This window comes from Stappia sp. P2PMeth1, from assembly GCF_900185735.1.
Taxonomy (GTDB): Bacteria; Pseudomonadota; Alphaproteobacteria; order Rhizobiales; family Stappiaceae; genus Stappia.
The window spans coordinates 74,657-101,379 of record NZ_FYAW01000060.1 but is presented as its reverse complement, the minus strand read 5'-3'; the positions used below and the strand labels follow the sequence as shown (position 1 = coordinate 101,379).

31 protein-coding genes are annotated in these 26,723 nt (G+C 71.4%); 30 read left to right on the top strand and 1 reads right to left on the bottom strand.

Annotated elements, in window-relative coordinates; genetic code table 11:
- Positions 1-1,217 precede the first annotated feature (1,217 nt).
- From P2PM1_RS24695 to P2PM1_RS24630, 14 genes are all read left to right on the top strand, one after another.
- On the top strand, positions 1,218-1,745 hold the full coding sequence (locus tag P2PM1_RS24695; protein WP_186400934.1) for a hypothetical protein: 528 nt from the start codon (positions 1,218-1,220) through the stop codon (positions 1,743-1,745).
- Positions 1,633-2,967 carry a DNA-packaging protein gene (locus tag P2PM1_RS24690; protein ID WP_186400933.1) on the top strand — a complete coding sequence of 445 codons (1,335 nt, stop codon included), beginning with the start codon at positions 1,633-1,635 and terminating at the stop codon, positions 2,965-2,967. The genes P2PM1_RS24695 and P2PM1_RS24690 overlap by 113 nt, the downstream gene beginning before the upstream one ends.
- A gap of 113 nt (positions 2,968-3,080) precedes the next feature.
- Positions 3,081-4,283 (top strand): phage portal protein, encoded by a 1,203-nt coding sequence (locus tag P2PM1_RS24685; protein ID WP_186400932.1) that lies wholly within the window; start codon positions 3,081-3,083, stop codon positions 4,281-4,283.
- Positions 4,280-4,468 carry a hypothetical protein gene (locus P2PM1_RS24680; protein WP_199270398.1) on the top strand — a complete coding sequence of 63 codons (189 nt, stop codon included), beginning with the start codon at positions 4,280-4,282 and terminating at the stop codon, positions 4,466-4,468. The genes P2PM1_RS24685 and P2PM1_RS24680 overlap by 4 nt, the downstream gene beginning before the upstream one ends.
- Before the next feature lie 322 nt (positions 4,469-4,790).
- Positions 4,791-4,952, top strand: a complete 162-nt coding sequence (locus P2PM1_RS24675; RefSeq protein WP_186400931.1) for a hypothetical protein — start codon at positions 4,791-4,793, stop codon at positions 4,950-4,952.
- A complete protein-coding gene (locus P2PM1_RS24670) occupies positions 4,949-5,527 on the top strand; it encodes an HK97 family phage prohead protease (RefSeq protein ID WP_244301629.1) in 579 nt (192 codons plus the stop codon). The genes P2PM1_RS24675 and P2PM1_RS24670 overlap by 4 nt, the downstream gene beginning before the upstream one ends.
- A gap of 74 nt (positions 5,528-5,601) precedes the next feature.
- Positions 5,602-6,921, top strand: coding sequence for a phage major capsid protein (locus P2PM1_RS24665; protein WP_186400930.1), 1,320 nt, complete (start codon positions 5,602-5,604; stop codon positions 6,919-6,921).
- A gap of 74 nt (positions 6,922-6,995) precedes the next feature.
- The gene (locus P2PM1_RS24660) at positions 6,996-7,565 is read left to right on the top strand and encodes a head-tail connector protein (RefSeq protein ID WP_186400929.1); all 570 of its coding nucleotides are present in this window, start codon (positions 6,996-6,998) and stop codon (positions 7,563-7,565) included.
- 20 nt (positions 7,566-7,585) lie between these two features.
- On the top strand, positions 7,586-7,894 hold the full coding sequence (locus P2PM1_RS24655; RefSeq protein WP_186400928.1) for a head-tail adaptor protein: 309 nt from the start codon (positions 7,586-7,588) through the stop codon (positions 7,892-7,894).
- Positions 7,891-8,301, top strand: a complete 411-nt coding sequence (locus P2PM1_RS24650; protein WP_186400927.1) for a DUF3168 domain-containing protein — start codon at positions 7,891-7,893, stop codon at positions 8,299-8,301. The genes P2PM1_RS24655 and P2PM1_RS24650 overlap by 4 nt, the downstream gene beginning before the upstream one ends.
- 34 nt (positions 8,302-8,335) lie before the next feature.
- Entirely contained in the window at positions 8,336-8,749 is a 414-nt protein-coding gene (locus P2PM1_RS24645; protein ID WP_186389979.1) for a phage major tail protein, TP901-1 family, read from the top strand.
- Positions 8,750-8,751: 2 nt separating this feature from the next.
- Positions 8,752-9,111: a gene transfer agent family protein gene (locus P2PM1_RS24640; RefSeq protein ID WP_186389978.1), complete on the top strand. Its 360-nt coding sequence runs from the start codon at positions 8,752-8,754 to the stop codon at positions 9,109-9,111.
- Entirely contained in the window at positions 9,108-9,404 is a 297-nt protein-coding gene (locus tag P2PM1_RS24635; protein WP_371637096.1) for a rcc01693 family protein, read from the top strand. The genes P2PM1_RS24640 and P2PM1_RS24635 overlap by 4 nt, the downstream gene beginning before the upstream one ends.
- A complete protein-coding gene (locus tag P2PM1_RS24630) occupies positions 9,379-9,963 on the top strand; it encodes a phage tail tape measure protein (RefSeq protein ID WP_186400926.1) in 585 nt (194 codons plus the stop codon). Before P2PM1_RS24635 ends, P2PM1_RS24630 begins: the two co-directional genes overlap by 26 nt.
- Positions 9,964-10,001: 38 nt before the next feature.
- On the opposite strand, the gene P2PM1_RS24625 is transcribed toward P2PM1_RS24630, so the two are convergent.
- The gene (locus tag P2PM1_RS24625; RefSeq protein WP_186395131.1) at positions 10,002-10,241 is read right to left on the bottom strand and encodes a YdcH family protein; all 240 of its coding nucleotides are present in this window, start codon (positions 10,239-10,241) and stop codon (positions 10,002-10,004) included.
- A 117-nt stretch (positions 10,242-10,358) separates the two neighbouring features.
- Between P2PM1_RS24625 and P2PM1_RS24620 the strand changes: the two genes are divergently transcribed.
- From P2PM1_RS24620 to P2PM1_RS24545, 16 genes are all read left to right on the top strand, one after another.
- Entirely contained in the window at positions 10,359-11,015 is a 657-nt protein-coding gene (locus P2PM1_RS24620) for a DUF2460 domain-containing protein (protein ID WP_186400925.1), read from the top strand.
- Positions 11,012-11,890 carry a DUF2163 domain-containing protein gene (locus P2PM1_RS24615; RefSeq protein WP_186400924.1) on the top strand — a complete coding sequence of 293 codons (879 nt, stop codon included), beginning with the start codon at positions 11,012-11,014 and terminating at the stop codon, positions 11,888-11,890. The genes P2PM1_RS24620 and P2PM1_RS24615 overlap by 4 nt, the downstream gene beginning before the upstream one ends.
- 28 nt (positions 11,891-11,918) lie before the next feature.
- Positions 11,919-12,365, top strand: a complete 447-nt coding sequence (locus P2PM1_RS24610) for an NlpC/P60 family protein (protein WP_186400923.1) — start codon at positions 11,919-11,921, stop codon at positions 12,363-12,365.
- Positions 12,365-16,276, top strand: coding sequence for a glycoside hydrolase/phage tail family protein (locus tag P2PM1_RS24605; protein WP_186400922.1), 3,912 nt, complete (start codon positions 12,365-12,367; stop codon positions 16,274-16,276). The genes P2PM1_RS24610 and P2PM1_RS24605 overlap by 1 nt, the downstream gene beginning before the upstream one ends.
- Before the next feature lie 25 nt (positions 16,277-16,301).
- Entirely contained in the window at positions 16,302-16,898 is a 597-nt protein-coding gene (locus P2PM1_RS24600) for a lysozyme (RefSeq protein WP_186400921.1), read from the top strand.
- Positions 16,899-16,936: 38 nt separating this feature from the next.
- A complete protein-coding gene (locus tag P2PM1_RS24595) occupies positions 16,937-17,158 on the top strand; it encodes a hypothetical protein (protein ID WP_186389970.1) in 222 nt (73 codons plus the stop codon).
- Positions 17,155-17,559 carry a hypothetical protein gene (locus P2PM1_RS24590; RefSeq protein WP_186389969.1) on the top strand — a complete coding sequence of 135 codons (405 nt, stop codon included), beginning with the start codon at positions 17,155-17,157 and terminating at the stop codon, positions 17,557-17,559. Before P2PM1_RS24595 ends, P2PM1_RS24590 begins: the two co-directional genes overlap by 4 nt.
- Before the next feature lie 72 nt (positions 17,560-17,631).
- Positions 17,632-17,940 (top strand): PepSY domain-containing protein, encoded by a 309-nt coding sequence (locus tag P2PM1_RS24585; RefSeq protein ID WP_208985415.1) that lies wholly within the window; start codon positions 17,632-17,634, stop codon positions 17,938-17,940.
- Positions 17,941-17,984: 44 nt separating this feature from the next.
- A complete protein-coding gene (locus P2PM1_RS24580) occupies positions 17,985-18,650 on the top strand; it encodes a response regulator transcription factor (protein ID WP_186389968.1) in 666 nt (221 codons plus the stop codon).
- Positions 18,643-20,046 carry an ATP-binding protein gene (locus P2PM1_RS24575; RefSeq protein ID WP_186400920.1) on the top strand — a complete coding sequence of 468 codons (1,404 nt, stop codon included), beginning with the start codon at positions 18,643-18,645 and terminating at the stop codon, positions 20,044-20,046. Before P2PM1_RS24580 ends, P2PM1_RS24575 begins: the two co-directional genes overlap by 8 nt.
- A 255-nt stretch (positions 20,047-20,301) precedes the next feature.
- Positions 20,302-20,754: an RT0821/Lpp0805 family surface protein gene (locus P2PM1_RS24570; RefSeq protein WP_186395124.1), complete on the top strand. Its 453-nt coding sequence runs from the start codon at positions 20,302-20,304 to the stop codon at positions 20,752-20,754.
- A 150-nt stretch (positions 20,755-20,904) separates the two neighbouring features.
- Positions 20,905-22,314, top strand: a complete 1,410-nt coding sequence (locus tag P2PM1_RS24565; protein ID WP_186400919.1) for a hypothetical protein — start codon at positions 20,905-20,907, stop codon at positions 22,312-22,314.
- A gap of 190 nt (positions 22,315-22,504) precedes the next feature.
- Positions 22,505-23,662, top strand: a complete 1,158-nt coding sequence (gene ccmI / locus P2PM1_RS24560) for a c-type cytochrome biogenesis protein CcmI (RefSeq protein ID WP_186400918.1) — start codon at positions 22,505-22,507, stop codon at positions 23,660-23,662.
- 43 nt (positions 23,663-23,705) lie between these two features.
- Complete coding sequence (ccmE, locus tag P2PM1_RS24555; protein ID WP_186389963.1) at positions 23,706-24,143, top strand: cytochrome c maturation protein CcmE; 438 nt, start codon at positions 23,706-23,708, stop codon at positions 24,141-24,143.
- 62 nt (positions 24,144-24,205) lie between these two features.
- The gene (locus P2PM1_RS24550; RefSeq protein WP_186395121.1) at positions 24,206-26,200 is read left to right on the top strand and encodes a heme lyase CcmF/NrfE family subunit; all 1,995 of its coding nucleotides are present in this window, start codon (positions 24,206-24,208) and stop codon (positions 26,198-26,200) included.
- Complete coding sequence (locus P2PM1_RS24545) at positions 26,200-26,691, top strand: cytochrome c-type biogenesis protein (RefSeq protein WP_186400917.1); 492 nt, start codon at positions 26,200-26,202, stop codon at positions 26,689-26,691. The genes P2PM1_RS24550 and P2PM1_RS24545 overlap by 1 nt, the downstream gene beginning before the upstream one ends.
- The last annotated feature ends 32 nt before the right edge of the window (positions 26,692-26,723 follow it).

Genomic DNA, 26,723 nt, shown 5'->3' with positions numbered 1-26,723 from the left:
GGACGTGTCCATGCCGATGCGCGTAATCTCGTTCATTGGGCGGCTCCTTCGATGTGTTGGGACCATCATCTTGGCGCAAAACGGCGCCGGATGGGGGCCGTCCACCCCAACGGGACCGGGGAGGCACGGCGTTTGCCGCCTGTCTTGCCTGAGCGCTGCTGCCACCGCCCTCGGCTCGCCGATCCCGGATCTCCGGCTTCGCCGTCGTCCGGGAGGACGAAAGAGAGGACGGTGCGCGGGAGGACGTGGGGACACCAGGGTGTGAGCCGAACCGTTCGTGGTTACTGGGTCCCGATCTTCGGCTGCGCCGAAACCGGGACGACAGGCAGGGAGTGGGGGACGGTTCCGGTGTCCCCGCTGCCGCTCTGGCAGCCAATAGGCCCCGGCTCTGCGCTTGCGCGCGGCCGGGGTGACGCGCGGAGGGGATGCAAGGTCGTGCTGCTTTCTCAGGCCGTCATCCCGGCCGCGCGCCAGCGCAGAGCCGGGAACCATTGGCACCCTCAGCGGGTGTTTGTCGCTCCCCCCTCTCCTCGGCGTCTTCCCGGGCAAGCGCAAGCGCGACCCGGGACCGGGGAGGCAGGGTGGTTGTGGTGCTTCCTGAGCGCTGCCGCAAGGCCCCCGGCTCGCCGATCCCGGATCTCCGGCTTCACCTCCGTCCGGGAGTACGAAGGAGAGGCTGCGCGCGGGAGGACGCGGGGAGGGGCAGTGTGTGATGGCGGCGGACCGATTGGTTCGGCCGCCATTTGTGTTTCTGGCGGGTGTTTTTGACGCTCCACCCTCTCCTTTGCGTCTTCCCGGGCAAGCGCAAGCGCGACCCGGGACCGGGGAGGCAGGGCGGTTGCCTCTTTTGTCTGAGCGCTGCGGCAAGGCCCCCGGCTCGCCGATCCCGGCTCTCCGGCTTCGCCTGCGGCCGGGGTGACGGCCGAGGGGATGTGAGGTCGGGCTACTTTCTCGGGGTGACGCCCGGAGAGGATGTGAGGTCGGGCCACTTTCTCGGGCGGTCTTCCGATCTTTGCCGAACATGATCCCGACATCAAGCAAGGGAGGGGCCGATGGCCGGTTCAAAGGCGCCAGCGGACGGTGCCGTGCAATCCCCGGAACAGGCCGAAGCCAAGGGCAAACCGGCAGCGGCTGACACCCTGCCGGCACATCCCGAGGCAGTGCCCGCCAAAACCAAAAAGCAACCCCCGCCCGAAGCAGCTTCTCCCGACCGCAAGGTGCCGGTGCATCTGGGCGTCGAGGCGTGGGCTGAGGCGCGGCAGCTCTACGAGAGCGGCGCGCTGGATGCGGACGGGGTGGTGAAGCGGTTCTGCGTCGCGAAAAGCACGGTGCTGCGCCACATCCAGGCGGAGGGCTGGGTGCGCTCGGGCGATGTGCGCGGGCTGATCGCCGCCGGCGACACGCAGGGCCTTGCCTGCCTGGTGGGGCGGCTGGCGGAGGCGTTCGAGCGGCAGGTGGAGGCGATCGAGCTGGAAATCGGCCGCGCCCGCACGCTCAAGCTCGACCGGACGGAGGCTTCGCAACTGGCCGAGCGCAATGCCCGCACGCTCGGCATTCTCGCCCGGACGCTCGACGTGCTGGTCGAGCTGCGCAGCGGCGTGAGGGAACTGGACCCGGCAGGGAGGGACGAGGATGCACTCAGGCACGAGCTTGCGCAGCGCCTTGACCGCCTGTGCGGCGAAGGGGCGGCTGCCGGACTTTCTGGCGCGGCTGACGGCGGCGGAGCTGCGCTTCCTGCGCCATGACTGGCCGATCTGGGCGCATGAACACCAGCTTGCGCCGCAGGGCGACTGGCGGGTGTGGCTGCTGCTCGGCGGGCGCGGCGCCGGCAAGACCCGCGCCGGGGCCGAGTGGCTGCGCGCAGCGGTGAATGCGGCAGCGCGTCAAGGGCGGGGCGGCGAGTTGCGCATCGCGCTGGTCGGCGAAACGCAGATGGATGCGCGCGAGGTGATGGTGGAGGGCGTCTCCGGCCTGCTGTCCGTGCATCCCGCGTCCGAGCGGCCGCAATGGCTGCCCTCGCGCCGGCGGCTGGAATGGCCCTCAGGCGCGGTGGCGCAGGTGTTTTCCTCCGAGGATCCGGACGCGCTGCGCGGGCCGCAATTCGAGCTCGCCTGGTGCGACGAACTGGCCAAGTGGCGGCATGTGCAGGAGACCTGGGACATGCTGCAATTCGGTCTGCGGCTCGGCGCCCATCCGCGCCAGTTGGTGACGACGACGCCGCGCCCGATCCCGCTCCTGAAGCGGCTGATCGGGGACGAGGGCACGGTGGTGACCCGCGCGGCGACGGAGGCCAACGCGGCGCATCTCGCCAAGGGCTTCATCACCGCGATCCGCAACCGCTATCGCGGCACCCGGCTGGCGCGGCAGGAGCTGGACGGCGAGATCGTCGGCGAGCGCGAAGGCGCGATGTGGAGCCGCGACACGCTGGAGCGCTGCCGCAGCGACCGGCGGCCGGAGGAGCTCACCCGCATCGTCGTCGCGGTCGATCCGCCGGCGGGATCGTCCCGCCGCTCGGACGCCTGCGGCATCATCGCCGCCGGCATCGACGGCGCGGGCATCGTCCATGTGCTGGCGGATGCGAGCCTGCGGGCGGCAAAGCCGGCGCGCTGGGCCCGCGCGGCGGTGGAGCTGTGGCGGAGCCTCGGGGCCGATTGCCTGGTCGCCGAGGTCAACCAGGGCGGCGAGATGGTCGGCGCGGTGATCAACGGCGTCGACCCCGGCGTGCCGGTTGCCGAGGTGCGGGCGCGGCGGGGCAAGTGGCTGCGCGCCGAGCCGGTCGCCATGCTCTACGAGCAGGGCCGGGTGCGCCATGTCGGCGCCTTTCCCGAACTCGAAGACGAGATGGCGGAATTCGCCCCCGACGGGCTGTCGGCCGGCCACTCGCCCGACCGGCTCGATGCGCTGGTCTATGCGCTGCACGAACTGGCGTTGAGGCCGCCGGCGAGCCCGCGCCTGCGCAGTCTGTGAGGCCTCCGGCCACGTTGAATCACGATGCGAAGCATCTGAATCGATCTGTTTGAATCACCGTCTCAGGCAGCGGACTCAATCTCTCAAGTCGACCGGAAAAAGGATTCTGGATCATGGGGTTGCGCGACCTTCTTGACTCTTTTCGTCGCCCGTCAGCCGAGGCCAAGGCCTCGCGCGCCGGGCCGCTGCTGGCGCTTTCGGGCGCCGGGCGGGCGGTGTGGACGCCGCGCGACTATGCGGCGCTCGCCCGCGAGGGATATGCGCGAAACCCGGTGGTGCACCGGGCCGTGCGCATGGTGGCGGAGGCGGCGGCCAGCGTGCCGCTGGTGCTCTACGAGGGCACGCGCGAACTCGACACGCATCCGCTGCTGGAGCTGCTGGCGCGGCCCTCGCCGGGCCAGTCGGGGCAGGGGCTGCTGGAGGAGGTTCACGGCTACCTGCAGGTCGCCGGCAACGCCTATCTGGAGCGGGTCGACATCGACGGCCGCCCGCGCGAGCTGCATGCGCTGCGGCCCGACCGGGTGCGGGTGGTGCCGGGGCGCGACGGCTGGCCGGAGGCGTTCGACTATACGGTCGCCGGGCGCACGGTGCGCTTTCCCGCCGACCCGCGCGACGGCCATCCGTCGGTGCTGCATCTGAAGGTGTTCCACCCGCTCAACGACCATTACGGCTTCGCCCCGCTGGAGGCGGCGCAGGTCAGCCTCGACCTGCACAACGCCGCCGGCGCCTGGAACAAGGCGCTGCTCGACAATGCGGCGCGCCCCTCCGGCGCGCTGGTCTATGGCGGGGCGGATGCGGCGAACCTGACCGACGAGCAGTTCGACCGGCTGAAGGGCGAGCTGGAGGCCGGCTACCAGGGCCCGGCGAACGCGGGGCGGCCGCTTCTCCTGGAAGGCGGGCTCGACTGGAAGCCGATGGGCTTCACCCCGCGCGACATGGATTTCATCGAGGCGAAGAACCAGGCGGCGCGCGAGATCGCGCTCGCCTTCGGCGTGCCGCCGATGCTGCTGGCGATCCCCGGCGACAACACTTTCGCCAACTACCAGGAGGCCAACCGCGCCTTCTGGCGCCAGACCGTGCTGCCGCTGGCTGCCCGCGTCGGCGAGGCGCTGGCGCGGTGGCTTTCCCCGGCCGGGCAGGCGGACCTGCGGCTGGTGCCCGATGCCGATGCCATCGAGGCGCTGTCGACCGAGCGCGCGGCCCTGTGGGAGCGGGTCGAGCGGGCCTCGTTCCTGACGCGCGCCGAGAAGCGGCAGGCGGTCGGCTACGGCGCGGAAAGCTCTGGGGCGGAAGCCTCTGGGGCGGACGGCGCATGATGGAGCCGGCGCTGCGCGAGGTGGCGGCACGCGGGGACCTTGCCCACTTGGTGCTGCTGCTGTGGGCGGGCTCCTCGTCGAGCCTGCTGGTGTGGAGCTTGCGCGAGATGGTCCGCTCCAACCGCCGCTTCGACGATTTCGTCGAGGCCATCGCCCGGCTCAACCGGATGATCGGCGACGAGTAGGGGGCCGCTCTGCTCGTCATCCTTGGCACTTTCCTCTCGGCGTCTTCCCGGCCGCAGGCGTAGCCGGAGAGCCGGGATCGGAGAGGCACGGTGGTTGCGGGCTCTTTCGTGAGTGCTCCTCATACGCCCTCGGCTCTCCGGTCCCGGCTCGGCGCTGCGCGCCGTCCGGGAAGACGACCGCAGGGGGCGGAGCCGGGCAGCCAAGCACACCGCAGATTGCTCGCATTTCGAACTCACCAAAAGGGAGATCCAGATCATGACGCACCGTGTTGGGGCGAGCGCGGGCGCGCGCGCGCCCGGTTCACAGACATCAGGTTCCCAGATGCCCATTTCCCAGATGTCCGACTTCCAGATGTCCGGATGTGAGGCGATCCGCTGCGCGCCGCATGTGAAGCGGGCGCATCGGGCCGTGTTCGCCCGCTTCGTGCTGGTGCTGCGCGCCGCGCTCGAAAGAAGCGCGGAGAGCGCCGGGGCGCGCGCATGAGCCGGGCGCAGGCGGAAAGCCCGGCAGGGCGCGACAACGCGGCGCTGGCGATGCGGGCGCTGGCGGCGGGACGCTTCGGCCGCGATGGCGGCGGGGCGGAGCCGAAGGGCGGGCGGGCTCTCGTGCGGCCGACGCGGATTTCCGGCTATGCCAGCCTCTTCGGCACGCCGGACGACGCGCTCGACATGGTGATGCGCGGCGCCTTCCGCCGCAGCCTTGCCGAGCGCGGGGCGCACGGCATCCGCTTCCTGTGGCAGCACGATCCGGCCCGGCCGATCGGCGTGTGGGACAGCGCCAGGGAAGATGCCCGCGGGCTCTATCTGAGCGGGCGGCTCGTCACCGACACGCGCACGGGTCGCGATGCCGCCGCGCTGGTGGCGGCCGGCGCGCTGGACGGGCTCTCCATCGGCTTTCGCACCCGCTCGGCCCGCCGCGATCCGCAGAGCGGGCTGCGGCGGATCTTCGACATCGACCTGTGGGAGGTGTCGCTCGTGACCTTCCCGCTGCACCCGATGGCCCGGCTCGATGCCGGGTCGAACGCCACGGGACGCGCGCAAGGCGCGCTCGACTCGTGAGGCGGCCGCAGGGCCGCCCGACCGGCGCTCCCGGCGCCGGACCTCTCAACCAGGGCAATGGAGTTTCGCAGATCATGACCAGCAGCAATCCCCGTCCGGCCGAGCAGCCGGCGCTGACGCGCCACGCCCCCGAAACCAAGGCGGTGACCGGGCGCGGTGCCGCACCGGCCGCAGGCCCCGGCCTGGAGCGCGAGCTCGACGACATGCGCGCCGCCTTCACCGCGTTTCGCGAGGTGAACGACGAGCGCCTGTCGGAGATCGAGCAGCGCGGCAGCGCCGACGTGCTGACCGGCGAGAAGCTCGCCCGCATCGAGGCGGAGATCGACCGGCAGCAGCAGCGCCTCGACGCGCTGGCGCTGAAGGCGGCCCGTCCGCCGCGTGAGGGCGAAGGGACCGGCGGCCGGACCCGCGAGAGCGCGGCGACCGGCGAGCATCGCGGCGCCTTCCTCGCCTATATGCGCAAGGGCCAGGAGGAGGGCCTGCGCTCGCTCGAGCAGAAGGCGCTGTCCATCGGCTCCGATCCCGACGGCGGCTATCTGGTGCCGGAGGAGACGGAGGCCGGCATCCTGCGCCGGATGACGGCGGTCTCGCCGATCCGCGCCATCGCCGGCTCGCGGCAGGTCTCGGCCAGCGTCTTCAAGAAGCCGTTCTCGATCTCCGGCCCGCAATCGGGCTGGGTGGCGGAGACGGCGGCGCGGCCCGAGACCGGCTCGCCGACGCTGGCCGAACTCGCCTTCCCGACGATGGAGCTCTACGCCATGCCGGCGGCGACCGCCTCGCTGCTCGACGATGCGGCGGTCGATGTCGACGCCTGGATCGCCGAGGAGGTGGAACTGGCCTTCGCCGAACAGGAGGGCGCGGCTTTTGTCGCCGGCAACGGCGTCAATCGGCCGCGCGGTTTCCTCGACTATCCGCAGGTGACTGAGAGCGCCTGGAGCTGGGGCAATGTCGGCACGCTGTCGACCGGCGTCGATGCGGCCTTTCCGGCGAGCGATCCGGGCGACGTGCTGATCGACCTCGTCTATGCGCTGAAGGCCGGCTACCGCCAGAACGCCCGTTTCGTGATGAACCGGCGGACGCAGGGCGTGCTGCGCAAGATGAAGGACGGCGAGGGCAACTACCTGTGGCAGCCGCCGGCGAGCCTCGGCGCCCCGGCGACCCTGATGAGCTTCCCGGTCACCGAGGCGGAGGACATGCCGGACATCGCCGCCGGCGCGCCGGCCATCGCCTTCGGCGACTTCCGCCGGGGCTATCTGGTGGTCGACCGGGCCGGGGTGCGCATCCTGCGCGATCCCTATTCGGCCAAGCCCTACGTGCTGTTCTACACGACCAAGCGCGTGGGCGGCGGCATGCAGGACTTCGACGCGATCAAGCTGCTGGTCTTCGCCGCGTAACGGCGGCGGCGGACGAGAGGCCGGGCGGGGCTCCCCCGCCCGGTCATGCGGAACGGACAGCGGATGGGGATGCGATGACCGCGATCGTGACGACGCCGCCGGCAGTGGAGCCGGTGACGCTGGAGGAGGCGCGCGCGCAGTTGCGCGTGACAACCAGTGAGGAGGACGCGCTGCTCGGCCGGCTGATCGCCGCCGCGCGGGCGCAGATCGAGCTGGCGACGCGCCGGGCGCTGATCGCGCAGGGCTGGCGGCTCTATCTGGATGCCTGGCCGCCGGGCCGGGTGGTGCGGCTGCCGGTCGCCCCGGTCGCCTCCGTCGAGGCGGTCACCGTCTATGACGGCGACGGGCTGCCGGTGGCGCTGGACCAGGCCGACTACCGGCTGGAGGCGGCGACCAGCCCGCCGCGGCTGAAGGTGGCGACGGGCGCACCGGCCGGGATCACAGGCTTCAACGGCATCGAGATCGACTTCACCGCCGGATATGGCACGGACCCGGCCGCGGTGCCGGCGCCACTGCGCCAGGCGGTGCTGCTGCTGGTCGCCCACTGGTTCGAGCACCGCGAGCCGGGGCTCGATCCGGCTTCGCCCGGCCTGCCGCCGGCGGTCGCAAGCCTTGCCGGCAGCTACCGGATGGTGCGGCTGTGAGGGCGGGGACAGGAGCGGGCATGCTCGACCGCGCGATGCGGCTGGAGCGGCCCGAGCGGATCGAGGCGGCGGATGGCGAGGCGGAGACGATCTTCACCGATACCGGCCTCGTCTTCGTGGCGCTGGCGCCGGCCAGCCTTGCCGAGCGGCAGGCGGGCGGGCGGCACGACGGCATCGCCACCCATGTGGCGCGGCTGCGCACCGGCACCGGCATCGCCGGCGGCTGGCGGCTGAGCGAGGGCGCGCGGCGCTTCCGTGTGCTCGCCGTCGACGACACGGCACGGCGGAGCGGCTTTGTCGCCTGCCTCATCGAGGAGGAGGGACGATGAGCGCGCAAGGCGCCTTGCGGGCAGCGCTGGTGAAGGCCCTGCGGGCCGATGCAGAGCTCGTCGCGCTGACGGGCGGCGAGCGGGTGCATGACGGGGCCCCGCGCGGGGCCGTGCACCCTTTCATCGAACTCGGCGCCCTCGTCTCTCGGCCGCTGCTGTCGAGCGCGGAGGAGGGCGAGGAGCACGAGGCGGAAATCCTAGTGCATTCGCGAAAAGACGCGCGCGGCGAGGTCGCCGCGCTGATGGCGGCGGCCCGCGAGGCGGTGCTGGCCGGCGTCGAAGGATTTCTCGACGGGCACGTGCTGGTCAATGCCGGGACGATCGACGAGCGCAGCGAGAGGCTGGCCGATGGACGCACCTGGCGCGGCCGGCTGCGGCTGCGGCTGGTGAGCGAGCCGGCGGATTAGAAAGCGGATCAGGACGACAGGAACGGAGGCGGACATGGCCGCACAGGCAGGCAGGAATCTTTTGCTGAAATGCGACGCGACCGGCAGCGGTGGCTTCGTCACCATGGCCGGGCTGAAGGCGCGGCGGATCGCGCTCAACGCCGGCAGCGTCGATATCACCGATGGCGACAGTTTCGGGCGCTGGCGCGAATTGCTGGCCGGCGCCGGCACCCGCTCGGCCAGCATCTCCGGCGGCGGCGTGTTCCGCGACAAGGCGGCGGACGAGACCGTCCGGACGATGTTCTTCGACGGGACGATCCGCGTCTGGCAGGTGGTGGTGCCGGACTTCGGCACGATCGCCGGGCCGTTCCAGGTGACGGCGCTCGACTATGCCGGCACCCATGACGGCGAGGTGACCTACGAGCTGGCGCTGGAATCGGCCGGCGAGATCAGCTTCACGGCGTCCTGACCATGGCGGGGGAGAGAAGCCTGACGGCGAATCGCCGCCGCGGCGAGGTGGCGGCACGGCTCGGCGGGAGAAACCGCCGCCTGGTGCTGACGCTCGGCGCGCTGGCGGAACTGGAGGCAGCCTACGGCGCCGAGGACCTGGCGGCGCTGACCGGGCGCTTCGCCGAGGCGCGGCTGTCGGCGCGCGACGTCATCCGCATCCTTGGCGCCGGCCTGCGCGGCGCCGGCGAAACGATCTGCGATGAGGAGGTCGACCGACTCGACCACGCCGACGGCATCACCGGGCTGGCGCTGCTGGCGGCGGAGCTGCTGCGGGCGACCTTTCTCAACAGCAACGACGGCGATCCGCCGCCGGACCCTTGAGCGCCGCGTCCGCAGGGCCGCAGGCGGGCGCGGCGGAGATCCGTCCCTTTCCCTGGGACGCGGCGATGGGCCTGTGCATGGGCCGGCTCGGCTGGCCGCCGGAGAGCTTCTGGCGGGCGACGCCGCGCGAAGTGGCGGCGCTGCTGGCCGGGCTGAATGGCGGGGGCGCGAGCCAACAGGCGCCGCTGCGGCGCGCCGGACTGGACGCCTTGATGCGGCGCTTCCCCGACGCGGCGGACGGCAACACGGAACGGCAGGAGGGCGTGGATGAGCGCGGACGGACTGGAGCTTGAGGAGGCCGAGCGGCTGCGCACGGCGATGGAAGATGTGCGCTCCGCCTCGCGCGAGGCGGCCGGGGTGCTGTCGCGCGGGCTGCGCCAGGCGCTGGTCGACGGCCGCTCGCTGGAGCAGGTGCTGCGCTCGGCGGCGTTGTCGCTGTCGAACCGGGCCTTGAGCGCGGCGCTCGCCCCGGTGGAACAGGGGATCTCCAGCGGGATTTCCGGCCTTGCCGGACGGCTGTTCTCGGGGCTGGCGTCGGGATTTTCCGGCGGCGGCATCCTGCCCTTCGCCAAGGGCGGGGTCGTGGCGGCACCCGGCTATTTCCCGCTGCCGGGAGGCGGCGCGGGCGCGCTCGGGCTGATGGGCGAGGCGGGGGCGGAGGCGGTGCTGCCGCTGTCGCGCGATGCGAGCGGCCGGCTCGGCGTTGCCGCGGGCGCGGGAAGCGGCGGACAGGGCGTGCCGCAGATCGTCTTCAATGTGGAGGCAAGGGACGCGGAGAGCTTCGCCCGTTCGGAAGCGCAGATCGCAACAATGGTTGCCCGCGCCGTCGGACGGGGACGGCGCGGGCTTTAACGTCGGGCCCGAAGAGGAGGGGCTCAGGCACCGGCGTATCAGGTGGCGGCGAGCATCGCCGCGATTTCGTCCTTCAGATGAAGGCGCTGCTTCTTGAGCGTTTCCAGAACCTCGTCGGAGGCTGGCGTCACATCGGTCTCGACCCGGTGAATCTCCCTGTTGACCTCGTGATACTTCTCGGCGAGCCGCGCGAAGTGCCCGTTGGACGTCTTCAACTCGTGCAACGCCGCAGTCTTGTCCGGGAATTCCTCATGCAACTCGTGGGGAACATGACCCATGTTCGGTAGATCTCCTGTGACGCGAAGAGACTGCCCCGCCGCGGCGGAGCGGACCTTGAGGAAGATCAAATTCGACGCGTTTTGTTTCGCCTCATCGAAAAAAGCTGGAGGGCCGCGATGACGCCCGGATTCATCGAGGAGCGGTTCCCGCTCGGCGTCGCCTTCGGCGCCAGCGGCGGGCCGCAATGGCGCACGGAGGTGGTGACGCTCGCCTCCGGCGCCGAGATGCGCAATGCCCGCTGGGCCGGGTCGCGGCGGCGCTATGACGCCGGCACGGGCGTGCGCTCGCTCGCCGACCTGCAGGAGGTCGCCGGCTTCTTCGAGCGCATGCGCGGGCGGCTGACCGGCTTCCGCTTCCGCGATCCCTTCGACAACCTGTCGGCGGCGAGCGGCAACACGGTCGGCCCGCTCGACTGCCGGATCGGCACGGGTGACGGGACGCGGGTAGAGTTTGCGCTTGCCAAGACCTACGGCACCGGCGCGGGCGCGGCGCTGCGGCGGATCGAAAAGCCGGTGACAGGCTCCGTGCGGATCGCCGTCGGCGGCACGGAACTCGCCGAGGGAACGGGCTTTGCCTGCGATCCCGCGAGCGGGTTGGTGACGCTCGCCGCGGCGCCGGCAGCGGGGGCGATCGTCACTGCGGGCTTTCGCTTCGACGTGCCGGTGCGCTTCGACACCGACCGGCTGGAGCTGAGCCTCACCCATTTCGAGGCCGGGCGCGTGCCGACGATCCCGCTCGTGGAAATAACCCCGGAGGGGGGAGAGGCGCCATGAGGACGGTTCCGCCGGGCCTTGCCGCGCGCGCGGGCGCGCAGGCAACGACGCTCGCCACCTGCTGGCGGCTGACGCGGGCCGACGGCATGGTGCTCGGCTTCACCGACCACGACCGGGTGGTGACGTTCGAGGGGACGCAGTTCCGCCCCGAGCTCGGCTTCGAGGCGAGCGCCACGGACATGGCCCCGGATTTCGCCGCCGGCACCAGCGAGGCGGCCGGCATCCTTGCCTCCGACCGGATCGCCGAGGCGGACCTTGCCGCCGGATTGTGGGACGGCGGGCGGGTCGAGATCTTCCTGGTCGACTGGCAGGCGCCGGAGCACCGGATGCTGCTGCGCCGCGCCGTCATCGGCGAGGTGACGCGGGCGGGCAATGCGTTCCGCGCCGAGCTGCGCGGGCTGGCGCATCTGCTCGACATCCCGCAAGGGCGGGTGTTCTCGCATCTGTGCGACGCCGATCTCGGCGACGGGCGTTGCGGTGTGGATCTCATCGCCGGCGGCTTCCGGCTGGAGGGAACGGTGGCGGCGGGCTCGACCGCCGGGCGGATCAGGGTGGAGGGCATCGCCGGGCCGCCGCGCGACTGGTTCGCCGGCGGGCGGATCGAGGTTGGCGGGCTGGTCGGCGAGGTGGTCTCCGACCGGGTGGAGGAGGGCGTGCGGATCGTCGAGCTGATGACGCCGCTCGTCCAGCAAGTGGCCGTGGGCGCGCCCGCGCGGCTCACCGCCGGCTGCGACAAGCGCTTCGCCAGTTGCCGCGAGAAATTCGCCAACGCGCTCAACTTCCAGGGCTTTCCGCATATGCCGGGCTCCGAGCGGGTGTTGGCCTATCCGAGCCGCGGGGCGGCGGAGAACGACGGCGGCGCGCTGGTGCGCTGAAAGACTTCACGATCACGGGAGGCAGGCGATGGTTCTGCGAAGCGACATCCTTGGCGAGGCGCGGTGCTGGATCGGCACGCCCTATCGCCATCAGGGAAGCTGCCGGGGCGCGGGCTGCGATTGCCTCGGCCTGGTGCGCGGGGTGTGGCGGGCGATCCACGGCACGGAGCCGGAGGCGCCGCCCCCCTATAGCCGCGACTGGGCCGAGGCGGATGCGCGCGAGACGCTGCTCGCCGCTGCCCGCCGGCACATGGAGGAGCGCCCGCTCGACGAGGCGCTGCCCGGCGACGTGCTGCTGTTCCGCTGGCGCGACGGGGCGCCGGTGAAGCATGCGGGCTTTCTCTCCAGCGATCTGTCGGGCGCGGGGCCTGCGATGATCCACGCCTATGAGGGCCTGTCGGTCTCCGAAAGCCCCCTGGTGCCGGCCTGGCGGCGGCGGATCGCCGCCGTCTTCGCCTTTCCGGAGGCGCGCTGATGGCAACGCTCGTTCTGGCGGCCGCCGGCAAGGCGCTGGGCGCCGCCTTTCTCGGCAGCACCGGCGCGATCCTCGGCCAGGCGGCCGGCGCGCTGGCCGGCCATGCGCTCGACCAGCGGCTGTTCGGCCAGACCCGCACCATCGAGGGACGGCGGCTGTCGGATCTCTCGGTGCAGTCCTCGGCGGAAGGGGCGCCGCTGCCGCTGGTCTATGGCCGGGTGCGGCTTGCCGGGCAGGTGATCTGGGCGACGCGCTTCGAGGAGGAGGTGCGCGAGGAAACCAGCGGCGGCAAGGGCGGCGGCGGAGGCGGCACGCGGGTGCGCAGCTACCGCTATCACGCCAGCTTCGCCGTGGCGCTGTGCCAGGGGCCGATCTCGCATGTCGGGGCGATCTGGGCGGACGGCAAGCCGCTGGAACTGACCGGCGTCACCTGGCGGCTCTACAAGGGCGAGGCGAACCAGCCGCCCGACCCGCTGATCGCGGCGCTGCAGGAGGCAACGCCCGCCTATCGCGGCACCGCCTATGCGGTGTTCGAGCGGCTGCCGCTGGAGGAGTTCGGCGACCGGCTGCCGCAACTGACCTTCGAGGTGGTGCGCGCCGTCGAGCCGCTCGAGGAGATGGTGCGGGCGGTGACGATCATCCCCGGCGCGGGTGAATTCGTCTACGAGCCGGCGGAAGTGACCTGGACCGTGCGGCCGGGCGTCTCCGAACGCGCCAACCGCCACGTCTCCCACGCGCCGAGCAACTGGACCGCCTCGCTCGACGAGTTGCAGGCGCTGTGCCCGAACCTGGAACAGGTGGCGCTGGTGACGGCCTGGTTCGGCGACGACCTGCGCGCCGGCCAGTGCACGCTGCGCCCCAAGGTGGAAACGCGCGGCCGGCAGACGCGCGGCGCCACATGGCGGGTCGCGGGCCTCTCCGGCGCGGTGGCCGAGGAGGTGAGCCGGCACGAGGGCCTGCCCGCCTATGGCGGCACGCCGTCGGACGCGAGCGTCGTGCGGGCGATCCGCGACCTGAAGGCGCGCGGGCTGAAGGTGGCGCTCTATCCCTTCCTGCTGATGGACGTGCCGCCCGGCAACGGCCGGCCCGATCCTTACGGCGGGGCGGAACAGGCGCCGCATCCCTGGCGTGGCCGCATCACCGGCGCGCTGGCGCCCGGCCTTGACGGTTCGCCGGACGGAACGGCGGCGGCAGGCGCGGAGATCGCCGCCTTTGCCGGCACGGCGCATGCGGGACAGTTCGCACCGTCGGGCGACGGAGTGTCGTATTCTGGCCCCGGCGAGTGGAGCTATCGCCGCTTCGTGCTGCATCACGCCGCGCTCGCCAAGGCGGCCGGCGGGGTCGATGCCTTCCTGATCGGCTCGGAAATGCGCGGCCTGACGCGGCTTTGCGACGGGCCCGGCAGCTTCCCCTTCGTCGAGGTGCTGCGCCAGTTGGCCGGGGAGGCGCGCGCACTTCTCCCCGAGGCGGCGATCACCTATGCGGCCGACTGGAGCGAATATGGTGCGTACCAGCGGGAGGGAGGCGAGTTGCGCTTCCCGCTCGATCCGCTCTGGGCCGATCCGCAGATCGATGCGGTGGGTATCGATGCGTACTTCCCGCTCGCCGACCAGCGCGAAGACGGCGACCCGGACGGCCATGGCGATCCTTACGACATCGCGGCGCTGGCCGGGGCGGTCGTGGGCGGCGAGGATCACGACTGGTATTATGCGAGCGAGGCGGACCGGCGCGCCGGGCAGCGCTCACCGATCAGCGACGGGGCGCATGGCAAGCCCTGGGTGTACCGCGCCAAGGACCTGAAGGGCTGGTGGTCGAACCCGCATGTGGAGCGGGTCGGCGGCGCGGAGATCGGCGCGCCGACGGCCTGGGTGCCGCAGTCCAAGCCGATCTGGCTGACGGAGCTGGGCGTGCCGGCGATCAGCCGCGGCGCCAACCAGCCGAATGTCTTCTTCGACGCGAAATCCTCCGAATCCGCCTGGCCGCGCTTTTCCGACGGTGGCCGCGACGACCTGATCCAGCGCCGGGCGCTGGAGGCGGTGATCGGCCACTGGTCGGGCTGGCATCCGGAGTTCGCTAGCGGCGACAACCCGGTCTCGCCGCTCTATGGCGGGCCGATGGTCGACCCGGCACGCATCCATCTGTGGGCCTGGGACGCGCGCCCCTTTCCGGCCTTTCCGACGGCAACGGACCTGTGGGCCGACGGCAGCAACTGGCGCGCCGGCCACTGGCTGAATGGCCGGCTCGGCGGGCTGTCGCTGGCCGGGCTGGTGCGGGCGATCGCCGCGGACTTTGGCCTGCCGGACGATCTGATCCGGCTCGGAGGCCTGACAGGTACGCTGGACGGGATCGCGCTCGCCGGTCCGGTGGCGCCGCGCGACGTGCTGGCGCCCTTGATCGAGGCGCATGGCGCGATAGCGGTCGACCGGGGCGATGCGCTGGCGCTGCTGCCGGCCTGGTCGCCGGCCATCGCTGAACTGGATGCGGGCGCGATCCTCGCCGGCGACGACGACCGGCCGGCGCTGTCCTTGCGGCGCGGCGAGATGGCCGAACTGCCGGCGGAGGTGCGGATCGCCGCGCGCGATGCGACCCGCGAGCACCGGCGTTTCGTCGTCTCCTCGCGAAGGATCGAGGGGCATGGCGCGCGGGTGGAGGAATTGGATCTCGGCGCGACTCTCGACCCGGCGCTGGCGGCGGGACTTGCCGACCGGTTGCTGATGCGGCGCTGGAACGAACGCGAGGAGGCACGGCTGGCGCTGCCGCCGGGGCGGCTGGAACCGGAGCCCGGCGACGTGGTGCGGCTTCTCGCCGACCCGCTGCTGGGGCGCGAGGAGGCGCTCGACATCCGCATCGACGGCGTGGAGGAGGCGGAGGGGCGGCGGCTGACCGGCAGGGTGGTGCGCCGGCCGCCGCCGAGCGCTGCCCGCGCCATCGGCGGCGAGGCGCGGCCGCGCAGCATCACCGCGACGGCCGGCGGGGTGGAGGCGGTGATCCTCGACCTGCCGCCGCTGCCCGGCGACAGCGCGCCGCAGGCCCCGCGCCTTGCTGTGTTCGGCGCGCCCTGGCCGGGGGCGGTCGACGTCTATCGCTGGCGCGACGGGTTGTCGCCCGTCCGTCACGCAAGGGCCGAAAGCCCGGCGCTGATCGGCACGCTGGTGAACGAGTTGCCGCCGGGACCTGTGGCGGTGTGGGACCGGGGCAGCCGGCCGGTGGTGGAGATTTCCGGCGGCACCCTGTCCTCGGCGAGCGAGGAGGCGGTGCTGTCGGGGGCCAATGCGCTGGCGGTGCTGGGCGGGGCCGGCGGGCTGGAGGTGCTGCAATTCGCCGGTAGCGAACTGGTCGGCCCGCGCCGCTACCGCCTCTCCATGCTCTTGCGCGGCCAGCAGGGCACGGAAGAGGCGGCGCGCGCCTCGACGCCGGCCGGCAGCCGGGTGGTGCTGATCGACGATGCGCTGCTGCCGCTGCCGCTGACCCTCGATGAGATCGGCATCGGCTTCTTCTATGCGGCGCTGCCGGCCGGGCATGCGCTCGACAGCCTCGCCCGCGTCGATCTCGCCCATACGGCGACGGCGCGCGGGCTGATGCCTTTCGCGCCGGTGCATGGCCGCGCGCGGCGCCTTGCCGGCGGCGAGGTGCGGTTCGAGTGGATCCGCCGCACGCGCATCGGCGGCGACGGCTGGCGCGAGGGCGACGTGCCGCTGAGCGAGGAGCGCGAGGAGTATCTCGCCGAATTGCTCGACGAGGGCGGCATCGCCCGCTGGTCGGCGAGCGTGACAAGCCCGCTGGCAACCCTGACGGCGGTGCAGGAGACGGCCGCCTTCGGCGGGCCGCAGACGCTGTTCCGCTTAAGGGTGCGGCAGCTCTCGGCGAGCGTCGGCCCGGGGCTCGCAGGCCTTTTCGAACTCCATCCCTGATTTCATCCACGCAAGGGAGAGACCCATGAAGGTGAGCGAACGGGGCCTGGCCTTTGTCGCCAGGCACGAGGGATTTGTCGCGGGCGCGTATCGCGATCCGGTCGGGGTGCTGACCATCGGCTATGGCTTCACCATGGGGAGCCGGCTGTTCGCCGAGAGCTGGCGCAAGGCGCATGGCCGCGCGCTCGCGCCCGGCGACCGGATCTCGCGCGCCGAGGCCGACCGCCTGCTGCGGCGGCTGATCGACGAGGAATACGGGCGCGAGGTGACCAAGGCGCTCGGCACGCTGCCGCAGCACCGGCACGACGCGGCCTGCTCGGTCGCCTACAATCTGGGGCCGCGGGCGCTGCACTGGCGCTGGGCCACCGCGCTCAAGGCCGGCGATGTCAAAGGCGCGGCCGGCATCCTCGGCGCCAATTACAACACCGCCGGCGGGCGCAAGCTCGCCGGCCTGGTGCGCCGGCGCCAGGAGGAAGCGCGGCTGCTGCTGACCGGCGATTATGGCGACGGCAAGGGGAGGGGCGTTGCGGCTCCCGGTGGGGCGTCCGAGCCTGGCGGCAGCCTGTTCGCTCGCCTCGCAGGCCTGGTGCTGGCACTGCTCGCCCGGCTGCGCCGGAGCTGATCCCTTTCATCCCCAAACTTTGCGAAAAGGAGACCGCCATGCGCGGCTGGAGAACCCTTGCCCTCAATCTTGCCACCGGCCTTGCGGTGATCGCCGCCGAGATGGCGGGCTTTCTCGCCGGGATCGACTGGGCGGCCGCGCTCGGCCCGCGCGAGGCGCTGTGGCTGGTGGTGGCCGTCAACCTCGCCAATATCGCGCTGCGCCACGTGACGCGCGGGCCGGCCGGCTGGTGCGACCGGAACAGGGAGGGCGGCCGATGAGCGCGCTGCTCGCCCTTCTCGCCGGGCCGCTGCTCAAGGCGCTGGTCGGACTGATGGAGCGGCGCCTGTCGGCGAAGGAGCGGGAGGGGGAGCTGGCCGCGGAACTCGCGGTGGAGGAGATCCGCGCCGAGATGCAGGCACGGGCCGAGGCGCGCAAGGTGCTGATCGCCGAACAGGGCCATCTCCTGTCCGCCGGGCGGATCGGCCGGCTGCTGTTCGTGCTGCCGCTCGGTGTGTGGTGGGCGGCGGTGATCGCCGATTCGATCTTCCGCTTCTCCTGGAACGTGGCGGCGCTGCCGGCACCGCTGGATGAGTGGGCCGGCGGCATCGTGCTGTCGCTGTTCCTGGTCGACGGGGCGCAAGGGGTGGCACGCAGCCTGCGCGGCGGCAGGGGCGGCTGAGCGGCGTTTTTCGTGCAGCTCCTGCACCTTGCGTTCATGTGCTATTCAGGCGAACCCCGCTATGGAAGACGCATGGTCAGGCAGCTACATATTCGCAAAGTCCCGCGTCGCGTCGCATTGGCGCTGGCGGTGATGCTTGCCCTCCTTGTTCCCGCCACGGCGCAGGCTGAGTGCCTGAGCCAGCGCGAGGCGCGACAGGCCGTGGAAGCCGGCGAGGCGCGCCCGCTCGGCAGCGTCGCCGGCAGTGCCGGCGGCGAGATCGTGCGCGCCGAACTGTGCCGGCAGGGCGGGCAGCTCGTCTATGTGCTGTCGGTGCTTCTTGCCGATCAGCGGGTGCAGGAGCGGGTCATCGACGCCCGCTCGGGACAGGTGCTGCGCTGAGCGGTGCCTGCGAACATCAATCGCGGTAAGGAACAGGCCCGACCATGAGACTGCTCGTTGTGGAAGACGACAAGGACCTCAACCGCCAGCTCGTCGAGGCGCTGGGCGAGGCGGGCTATGTGGTCGACACCGCCTTCGACGGCGAGGAGGGGCATTTCCTCGGCGATACGGAACCCTATGACGCGGTGGTGCTGGATCTCGGCCTGCCGGTGCTCGACGGGCTGTCGGTGCTGGAGCGCTGGCGCCGCGACGGGCGCGCCATGCCGGTGCTGATCCTCACCGCCCGCGACCGCTGGTCGGACAAGGTGGCCGGCATCGACGCGGGCGCCGACGACTATGTCGCCAAGCCCTTCCACATGGAGGAGGTGGTGGCGCGGCTGCGCGCCCTGCTGCGCCGGGCGGCCGGCCATGCCAGCAACGAGATCAGCGTCGGTCCCTTCCGCCTCGACATCCGCGCCGGCAAGGTCACCAAGGACGGGGCGACGATCAAGCTGACCTCGCACGAGTTCCGTCTGATCTCCTACCTGATGCATCACAAGGGCCGCGTGGTCTCGCGCACCGAGCTGATCGAACATCTCTACGACCAGGATTTCGACCGCGATTCCAACACGATCGAGGTGTTTGTCGGGCGGCTGCGCAAGAAGCTCGACAGCGACCTGATCGAGACGGTGCGCGGCCTCGGCTACCGGATCGGCGAGCCGGATGCCTGACGTCGAACCGCAGGCGGAGCAGCTCGCCGCCGGACGGCGCCGCCAGCACTCGATCGCCACCCGGCTGATCCTGGTGGCGGCCCTGTGGTCGCTGGCGGCGCTGCTGGTGACCGGCTTCGTGCTCGTCGCCATGTACCGGGAGGCGAGCGAACGGGAGTTCGACGCGCGCCTCGACGTCTATCTCAAGGCAATCATCGGCGAGATGGCCGCCGGAACGCCGAGCGAGCCGGCCGAGCCGGGCAATCTCGGCGACCCGCGCTTCGACCTGCCGGCCTCGGGCTGGTACTGGCTGGTGATGCGGGCGGAGACCGGCGAGGTGCTGTTCTCCTCCATGTCGCTGCTGGGCGACCGGCTGCAACTGGAGGCGCCGCCGCCCGGCGAGGTGCTGCGCTCGCTCGTCATCGGCCCGCGCGCGGCGCAGTTGCGCGTGCTGCAGCGGACCATCATCTTCGGCGAGGCCGCCGCCTATCGCATCGCGGTCGCCGGCGAGACGGCGGAACTGCGCGAGCGCGAAACCGACTTCGCCGGCCAGGTGGCCCTGACGCTGCTGGTGCTGGGGATCGGCCTTGTCGGGGCGATCTTCCTGCAGGTCCGCGTCGGCCTGCGGCCGCTGGCGACGCTGAGCGCCTCGCTGGCGGCGGTGCGGCGGGGCGATGCCCAGACCGTCGACGAGAACCTGCCGCCGGAACTGAAGCCGCTGGCGGTGGAACTGAACGCGCTGGTGCGCTCCAACCGCGAGGTGGTGGAACGCGCCCGCACCCATGTCGGCAATCTCGCCCACGCGCTGAAGACGCCGCTCAGCGTCATCCTCAACGAGGTGCGCGGCCAGCAGGCGCCGTTCGCCGGCAAGGTGGCCGAACAGGCCGAGGTGATGCGCGCGCAGGTCAACCACCATCTGGAGCGCGCCCGCATGGCGGCGCAGCGCCGGGTGATCGGCGTCTCCTGCGACGTGGAGCCGGTGCTGGCGCGGCTGATCCGGGCGATGACCCGCATCCACCGCGACCGCGGTATCGACATCTCCCTCGACATGAAGACACGCTTGCGCTTTCGCGGCGAGGAGCAGGACCTGGAGGAGATGACCGGCAACCTGATCGACAATGCCTGCAAGTGGGCGACCTCGCGGGTGCGGGTGAGCGTTGCCGCCAGCGGCAAGGGCGAGGGCGCAGAGCGGATCGTCCTCACCATTGCCGATGACGGGCCGGGCCTGGGCGAGAGCGAGATGGCCGAGGCGCTGAAGCGCGGCCGCCGCCTCGACGAGACGGTGCCGGGCACCGGCCTCGGCCTGTCGATCGTCGTCGATCTGGCGGCCCTTTACGGCGGCGACCTGGCGCTGGCCCGCGACCGCGGGCAGGGCGGCGGCGGCCTGTCGGCGCGGCTGACGCTGCCGGCGATCTGAGGGCGGCGGGACGGTGTTCGAGGGTCTTGAACGGACGCAGTTCGGCCACAAATACGTGTGTAACGTTTTGACAGGGATTTCGGGCCGATCCTTCCTCCCGGTTGGCGGTTACCGTCCGGTCATTTGGGCTTTCGGCGGCGCCTGTGCGCCGCCGCTCCGGTTGACGCGCATCTGGCCTCGGGTCCGGTAGAGGACCCGGTAGTGGGGCCCGGTAGCGGAGCCGGAGCTAGAGGGATGAAACGAGGGCAAGCGCGGATGAAGGCCGTGAGACTCGCCATTGCCATGGCCCTGGCCGCTGCCACGGGCGCTTGCGGCTCCACCGAAACGGTCGGCTCCGGGCCTGTCGTCGTCGGCGGCAGCCTGTTCGGCAGCGCCTTCAGCGCGCCGACCGTGCAGCAGTCGGAGGCCGATCTGGTGCTCGCCGACCTGCTGCGCACGGAAGCGGGGCAGGGACTGGCGATCGGCGACCGGCGGGCCGCCGCCACCGCGCTGCGCGGGGCGCTCGGCACCAATCGCACCGGCGAGACGGTGCAGTGGCAGAACCGCAGTTCCGGCGTCAGCGGCCGTGTCGTCACCGGTCCCAGCTACCAGGTCAACAACACCCTGTGCCGCGACTACACCCATGTGGTCAGCACGCAGGGCGTCGAACGCTCGATGCGCGGCGCCGCCTGCCGCACCCAGGACGGCGCCTGGCAGCCGATCATCTGAGCCTGCCGCCGGATCTCCCGCAAGGAGCCGATCAGGAAGGCCCCGAACAGGCTGCCGCTCCGCGCGAGGGGCGGCGATCGCCAAGATTCGGTTAAACATTATCTGAAATTATCGCCGGATGATCCAACAGCCCCCTTCGAGCGCTGCCCGATGCCCGACCGGCACTATCTGACGGCAAAGATCCGGTCCTATCTGCAGGCGCTGTCGCCGCGTGCCATCCACACCCTGTTGCGGGGGCTGGAAGGGGCGCGGGCGCGCGGGTCCGACGATCCCCATCTCGATCTCATTCTCGATGCGTGCCTGAGCGCGGTGCGCCGCGACACCGGCATCGTGCTGGATGCGGCGCCGCGCGAAAGCTGGCTGCAACGGCTGTTCTTCGCGCCGGTCGAGGACATGTTGGTCGGCGAGACGCTGCCCGCCAAGGAGCGCGGCCGCATCGCCCGCGCCAGCCTGCCCCTGATCTGGACCTGGATCTCCCGCGATGTGGCGCCGGACCGGGTGGCCCAGGCGGTCGAGCGCTGCCGGCGGCTGGAAACCGAGCCGGACGAGGTGATCGAACTGGCGGTGTCGCTGCGCCGCAACGTGCTTCTGCCGATGGAAAAGGCGCTGGCGGAGGCGCGCGCCGACGACCGCGTCCACCAGAAGACCAGCATGCTGCTGGGCGGCGAGCGGGCGCTGCGCGACGCGGAGGATCTGGTCGCCGCCTTCCGCGAGGGCGGCTGGCTGGAGGCGCTGCGCGAAAGCCTGCCGGAACGGCTGACCGAATGGGACTTCAAGCCGGGCAGCCCGGCGCTGATCCGCATCAAGGCGGTGACCGACCGGCATCCGGACGAGAGGGCGCTGGTCGCCTCCGTCGTGCTGAACCGGGTGGAAGCGCCGGAATCGATGCTGTCGCTGGCGGCAGCGCTCGCCGGCTCGATGTCTATCCGCAAGATCGCCGAGAGCCGCTACGCGGTCTTCGCCGAGATGGTGCTGTCGGAGGTCGAACGCCAGGCCGGCATCGCCTGCGGCGATTGCAGCAACCTCAAGCTCTCCAGCGCGATCGACGCTTACACCCGCATCGTCAAGATGCTCGACCGGCAGTTCGACCTGACGGAAAAGCCGGCCTGGCACAAGCGGGTGGCCGAAACGCGCCGCATCCTGTCGAACCTGATCGCCCGCGATCTGGAACTGGCCACCGGCAACATCCGCCGCCTGCTCGTGGTTCCGACGCTCGACGCCGACGGCGAGCCGCAGATCGACGGCGCGCTGCTGGACGGCGCCCATCGCGGCGTGATGCTGGTCGGCAAGATGCGCGACGCGGCGGAGAATCTCGCCGTCAACGAGATCACCGCCCGCACCCGTCAGGCGCTGGATCAGTCGCTGGAGATCAAGACACGGGCGCTGCTTTCGGCACTCGCCGAGGCGGGCGAGGCGACACGCAAGGCGCATCTGGTCGCCGTCGATATCGCCATCGAACTGTGCGAGGCCTTTTACGGCAAGGACTATGCCGACCAGTTGCGGCGCAGCCGCAAGGCGGCGCTGACGCCGAAGCCGGACGCCCGGCAGATCGCCTCCTGATCCCGTCTCCTGATCCCATTCCCTGATCTTGGCCGACCTCGCCGGCGCACCGGGCCGGCGGAGGCACGCGGGGCGGCCGGGCGACGTTTCGCCGTTGAACGGATCGTGATCGGGGTCGTTTCGGCGCGACCGCCTGTCACAGGTCGCTTATACTTGCGGAAATCGCCGCGGCACGGTCTATATCCTCCTCATGACGCTTTGGATCGCCTTTTCCATCCTGACGGTGCTGGCCGCGCTCGCCGTGCTGGTTCCGCTCGCCCGTTCCGGCCGCGACGAGGCCGCGGTGGCCGCCTTGCACGATGCCGAGGTCTACAAGGCCCAACTGGCCGAGGTCGATCGCGATCTCGACCGGGGCCTGATCTCGCCGGAGGCGGCGCAGGCCGCGCGCACGGAGATCGCCAGGCGGCTGATCGCCGCCGACCGCGAGGCACGCCAGACCGGCTCGCAGACAGGGGAGGCGGGCAAGGCCGCGGCCGTGGCCCGGCTGCGCCTGGTGCAGGGACTGGCGCTGGCCCTGGTGCCGCTCGGTGCCGTCGCCGCCTATCTCGCCTTCGGCTCGCCCGACATGCCCGACCAGCCGCTGGCCGCCCGCCTGGAGACGCCGGCGGACGGCCGCTCGCTGCCCGAACTGGTGGCGCGGGTCGAGCGGCATCTCGCCGACAATCCCGCAGACGGGCGCGGCTGGGACGTGCTGGCGCCGGTCTATATGCGCATGGGGCGGGCGGAGGACGCCGCCGCCGCCTATGCCGCCGCGATCCGGCTGCTGGGACCCGATCCGCGCCGGGAGACCGATCGCGGCGAGGCGCTGGTCGTCGCCAATAACGGCATCGTCAGCGCCGAGGCGCGCGCCGCGTTCGAACGGGCGGTGAAGCTGGAGGCCGGAGCGGTGAAGCCGCGCTTCTTCCTGGCGCTGGCGCTGACCCAGGAAGACCGCAGGGACGAGGCGGTCGCCGCCTGGCGCGCCCTGCTGGCCGATGCGCGCGGCGGCGAGGCCTGGGCCGAGGCCGCGCGGCTGGAACTCGCCAAGCTCGGCGTCGAGACCGCCGAAACGGCGGCGGCGCCTGCAGCGCCAGGGCCGAGCCGCGAGCAGATCGAGGCCGCGTCAGAGATGGCGGAGAGCGACCGGCAGGAGATGATCCGCTCCATGGTCGACGGGCTGGATCGGCGGCTTGCCGAGGACGGCGGCAGCATGGAAGACTGGATGCGGCTGATGCGCGCGCTCGACGTGCTGGGCGAGCGCGACCGTTTGCGCGAGGTCATTGCGCGCGCCGGCGAGGCGCTGAAGGATGACCCGGCCGCCGTCGCCGGCGTGCGGCAACTGGCCCGCGAACTGGGCGAAGGCTCCTGAGCGGCACAAACTGGTGGGCAGCGACGGGAACGGACGAAGCAAGATGACCCGCAAGCAAAGACGCATGACGATGATCGCGGCCGCCGGCGGCGTGCTGGCCGTTGCGGTGGCACTGATCCTGGTGGCGCTGAACGACCAGATCGTGTTCTTCCAGAGCCCCAGCGACATCGTCGGCAAGCAGTTGCCGGACGGCCAGCGCATCCGCCTCGGCGGACTGGTCGAGGACGGCAGCGTCGAGCGCGGCATGAATGCCGAGGTGCGTTTCGCCGTGACCGACACGGTGGAAAGCGTCAATGTGGTCTATGTCGGCCTGCTGCCCGATCTGTTCCGCGAGGGACAGGGCGTCGTCGCCGAAGGCGTGATGAAGGGCGACGGCTGGTTCCATGCCGACAACGTGCTGGCCAAGCACGACGAGAACTACATGCCGAAGGAAGTGGCCGAGGCGCTCAAGGGCAAGGGCGTCTGGCAGGGCGAGGACTAGCCGGACCCGATCCGGCCGCGCGCGGGCGATATCGCCTGCCGAGTTGAGGGAGACGATCGGGGATGATCATCGAGATCGGCCATTTCGCGCTGATTCTGGCCTTCGTGCTGTCGGCGCTGCAGAGCGTCGTGCCGGTCTGGGGCGCGGTAACCGGCGACCGCCGGCTGATGGCGGTGGCGCCGCCCGTCGCCGGCATGATGTTCCTGCTGGTCGGCATCGCCTTCGCGGCGCTGACGCAGGCCTACATGGTCTCGGACTTCTCGGTCGTCAACGTGGTCGAGAATTCCCATTCGGCCAAGCCGGACCTCTACAAGATCACCGGCGTGTGGGGCAATCACGAGGGCTCGCTGCTGCTGTGGGTGCTGATCCTGGTGCTGTTCGGAGCGCTGGTCGCCGCCTTCGGCCGCAACATTCCGATGGAACTGAAGGCCGCAACGCTCGGCGTGCAGGGCTGGGTGACGGCCGCCTTCCTGCTGTTCATGCTGGCGACCTCCAATCCGTTCCTGCGCGCCTCGCCGGCGCCGATCGAGGGCAATGACCTCAACCCGATCCTGCAGGACGTGGGCCTGGCGATCCATCCGCCGCTGCTTTACGTCGGCTATGTCGGCTTCTCCATCGTCTTCTCCTTCGCCATCGCCGCGCTGATTCTCGGGCGGGTCGACGCGGCCTGGGCCCGCTGGGTGCGGCCCTGGACGCTGCTCGCCTGGATGTTCCTGACGCTGGGCATCGCCATGGGCTCTTACTGGGCCTATTACGAACTCGGCTGGGGCGGCTATTGGTTCTGGGACCCGGTCGAGAACGCCTCGTTCATGCCCTGGCTCGCCGGCACGGCGCTGCTGCATTCCGCCATCGTCATGGAAAAGCGCGGGGCGCTGAAAGTGTGGACGGTGCTGCTCGCCATCCTCACCTTCTCGCTGTCGCTGCTCGGCACGTTCCTGGTGCGCTCCGGCGTGCTGACCAGCGTCCATGCCTTCGCCACCGATCCGGCGCGCGGCACCTTCATTCTCGGCATTCTCGTGGTCTTCATCGGCGGCTCGCTGGCGCTCTATGCCTGGCGCGCGCCGATGCTCAAGCAGGGCGGGCTGTTCGCCCCGGTCAGCCGCGAGGGCGCGCTGGTGCTGAACAACCTGCTGCTGACGGTGGCGACCGCCGCCGTGCTGATCGGCACGCTCTATCCGCTGCTGCTGGAGGTGCTGACGGACGAGAAGATCTCGGTCGGCCCGCCCTTCTTCAACCTGACCTTCGGACCGCTGATGATCCCGCTGCTGCTGGCGATGCCGTTCGGCCCGTTCCTGGCCTGGAAACGCGGCGATCTCGCCGCCGTCGGCCAGCGGCTCTACGCGGTCGCCGGCCTGGCGCTGCTGGCGATGCTGGTGACCGCCTGGATGGAGGGCACCGAGAAGATCCTCGCCGCGCTCGGCGTCGGCCTCGCCGCCTGGGTGATCTGCGGTGCGGCGGCCGAGATCCTCTCGCGCGCCCGCTTCCGCGATGTCGGCCTGTCGACCGGCCTGGCCCGCCTTGCCGGCCTGCCGGGATCGGCCTGGGGCACGGCGCTCGGCCATGCCGGCATCGGCCTGACGCTGCTCGGCATCGTCGCCGTCTCCGCCTTCCAGGAAGAGAAGGTGCTGACCATCCGTCCGGGCGAGAGCGTCGAGATCTCCCACTATTCGCTGGCCTTCGCCGGCCTGGCGCGGCGCACCGGCCCCAACTATGTCGATGATGTCGGGCATTTCGACATCTATCGCGGCGGCGTGAAGGTCGCGGTGGCGGACCCGGCCAAGCGGCTCTACACCGCGCGGCGCATGCCGACGACCGAGGCGGGCATCGTCACCTTCGGTCTGTTGTCGCAGGTCTATGTGTCGATCGGCGAGGTCCATGCCGACGGCGGCGCCGACATCCGCCTCTATTACAAGCCGCTGGTGACCTTGATCTGGATCGGCTGCCTGGTGATGAGCTTCGGCGCCGTGCTGTCGCTGTTCGACCGCCGGCTGCGGGTCGGCGCTCCCAAGCCGGCCGCCGCCCGCAAGATGGTCGCCGCCGGGCAGGGGGCCGAGTGATGCGCCCGTTCCGCCTGCTGCTGCTCGCCCTCGCGCTGATGGTCGCGGCCCTGCCGGCGGCGCGCGCGCTGGCGCCGGACGAGGTGCTGGACGATCCGGTGCTCGAGCAGCGGGCGCGGGAGCTCTCCGCCGAACTGCGCTGCATGGTCTGCCAGAATCAGTCGATCGACGACAGCGACGCGCCGCTCGCCAAGGACCTGCGCGTGCTGGTGCGCGAGCGGCTGGTGGCCGGCGACACCAACGCCGAGGTGGTCGACTTCCTGGTTGCCCGCTATGGCGAGTTCGTGCTGCTGAAGCCGCGCCTGACGCTGCAGACGGTGGCCCTGTGGGGGCTGGCGCCGCTGGCGCTCGCCATCGGCCTGCTGGTGCTGTTTCTCGGCGCCCGCCGCCGCCGCGGGGCCGCTGCCGTCGCGGCCGGCGGTGCGACGCGGCTGACCGGCGAGGAGCAGGCCGAACTGGACCGGATCCTGTCCCGCGACAGGGAGGCGTGATCGGCTCGCGGTTTCGTGGTTTGTTGGGCGTC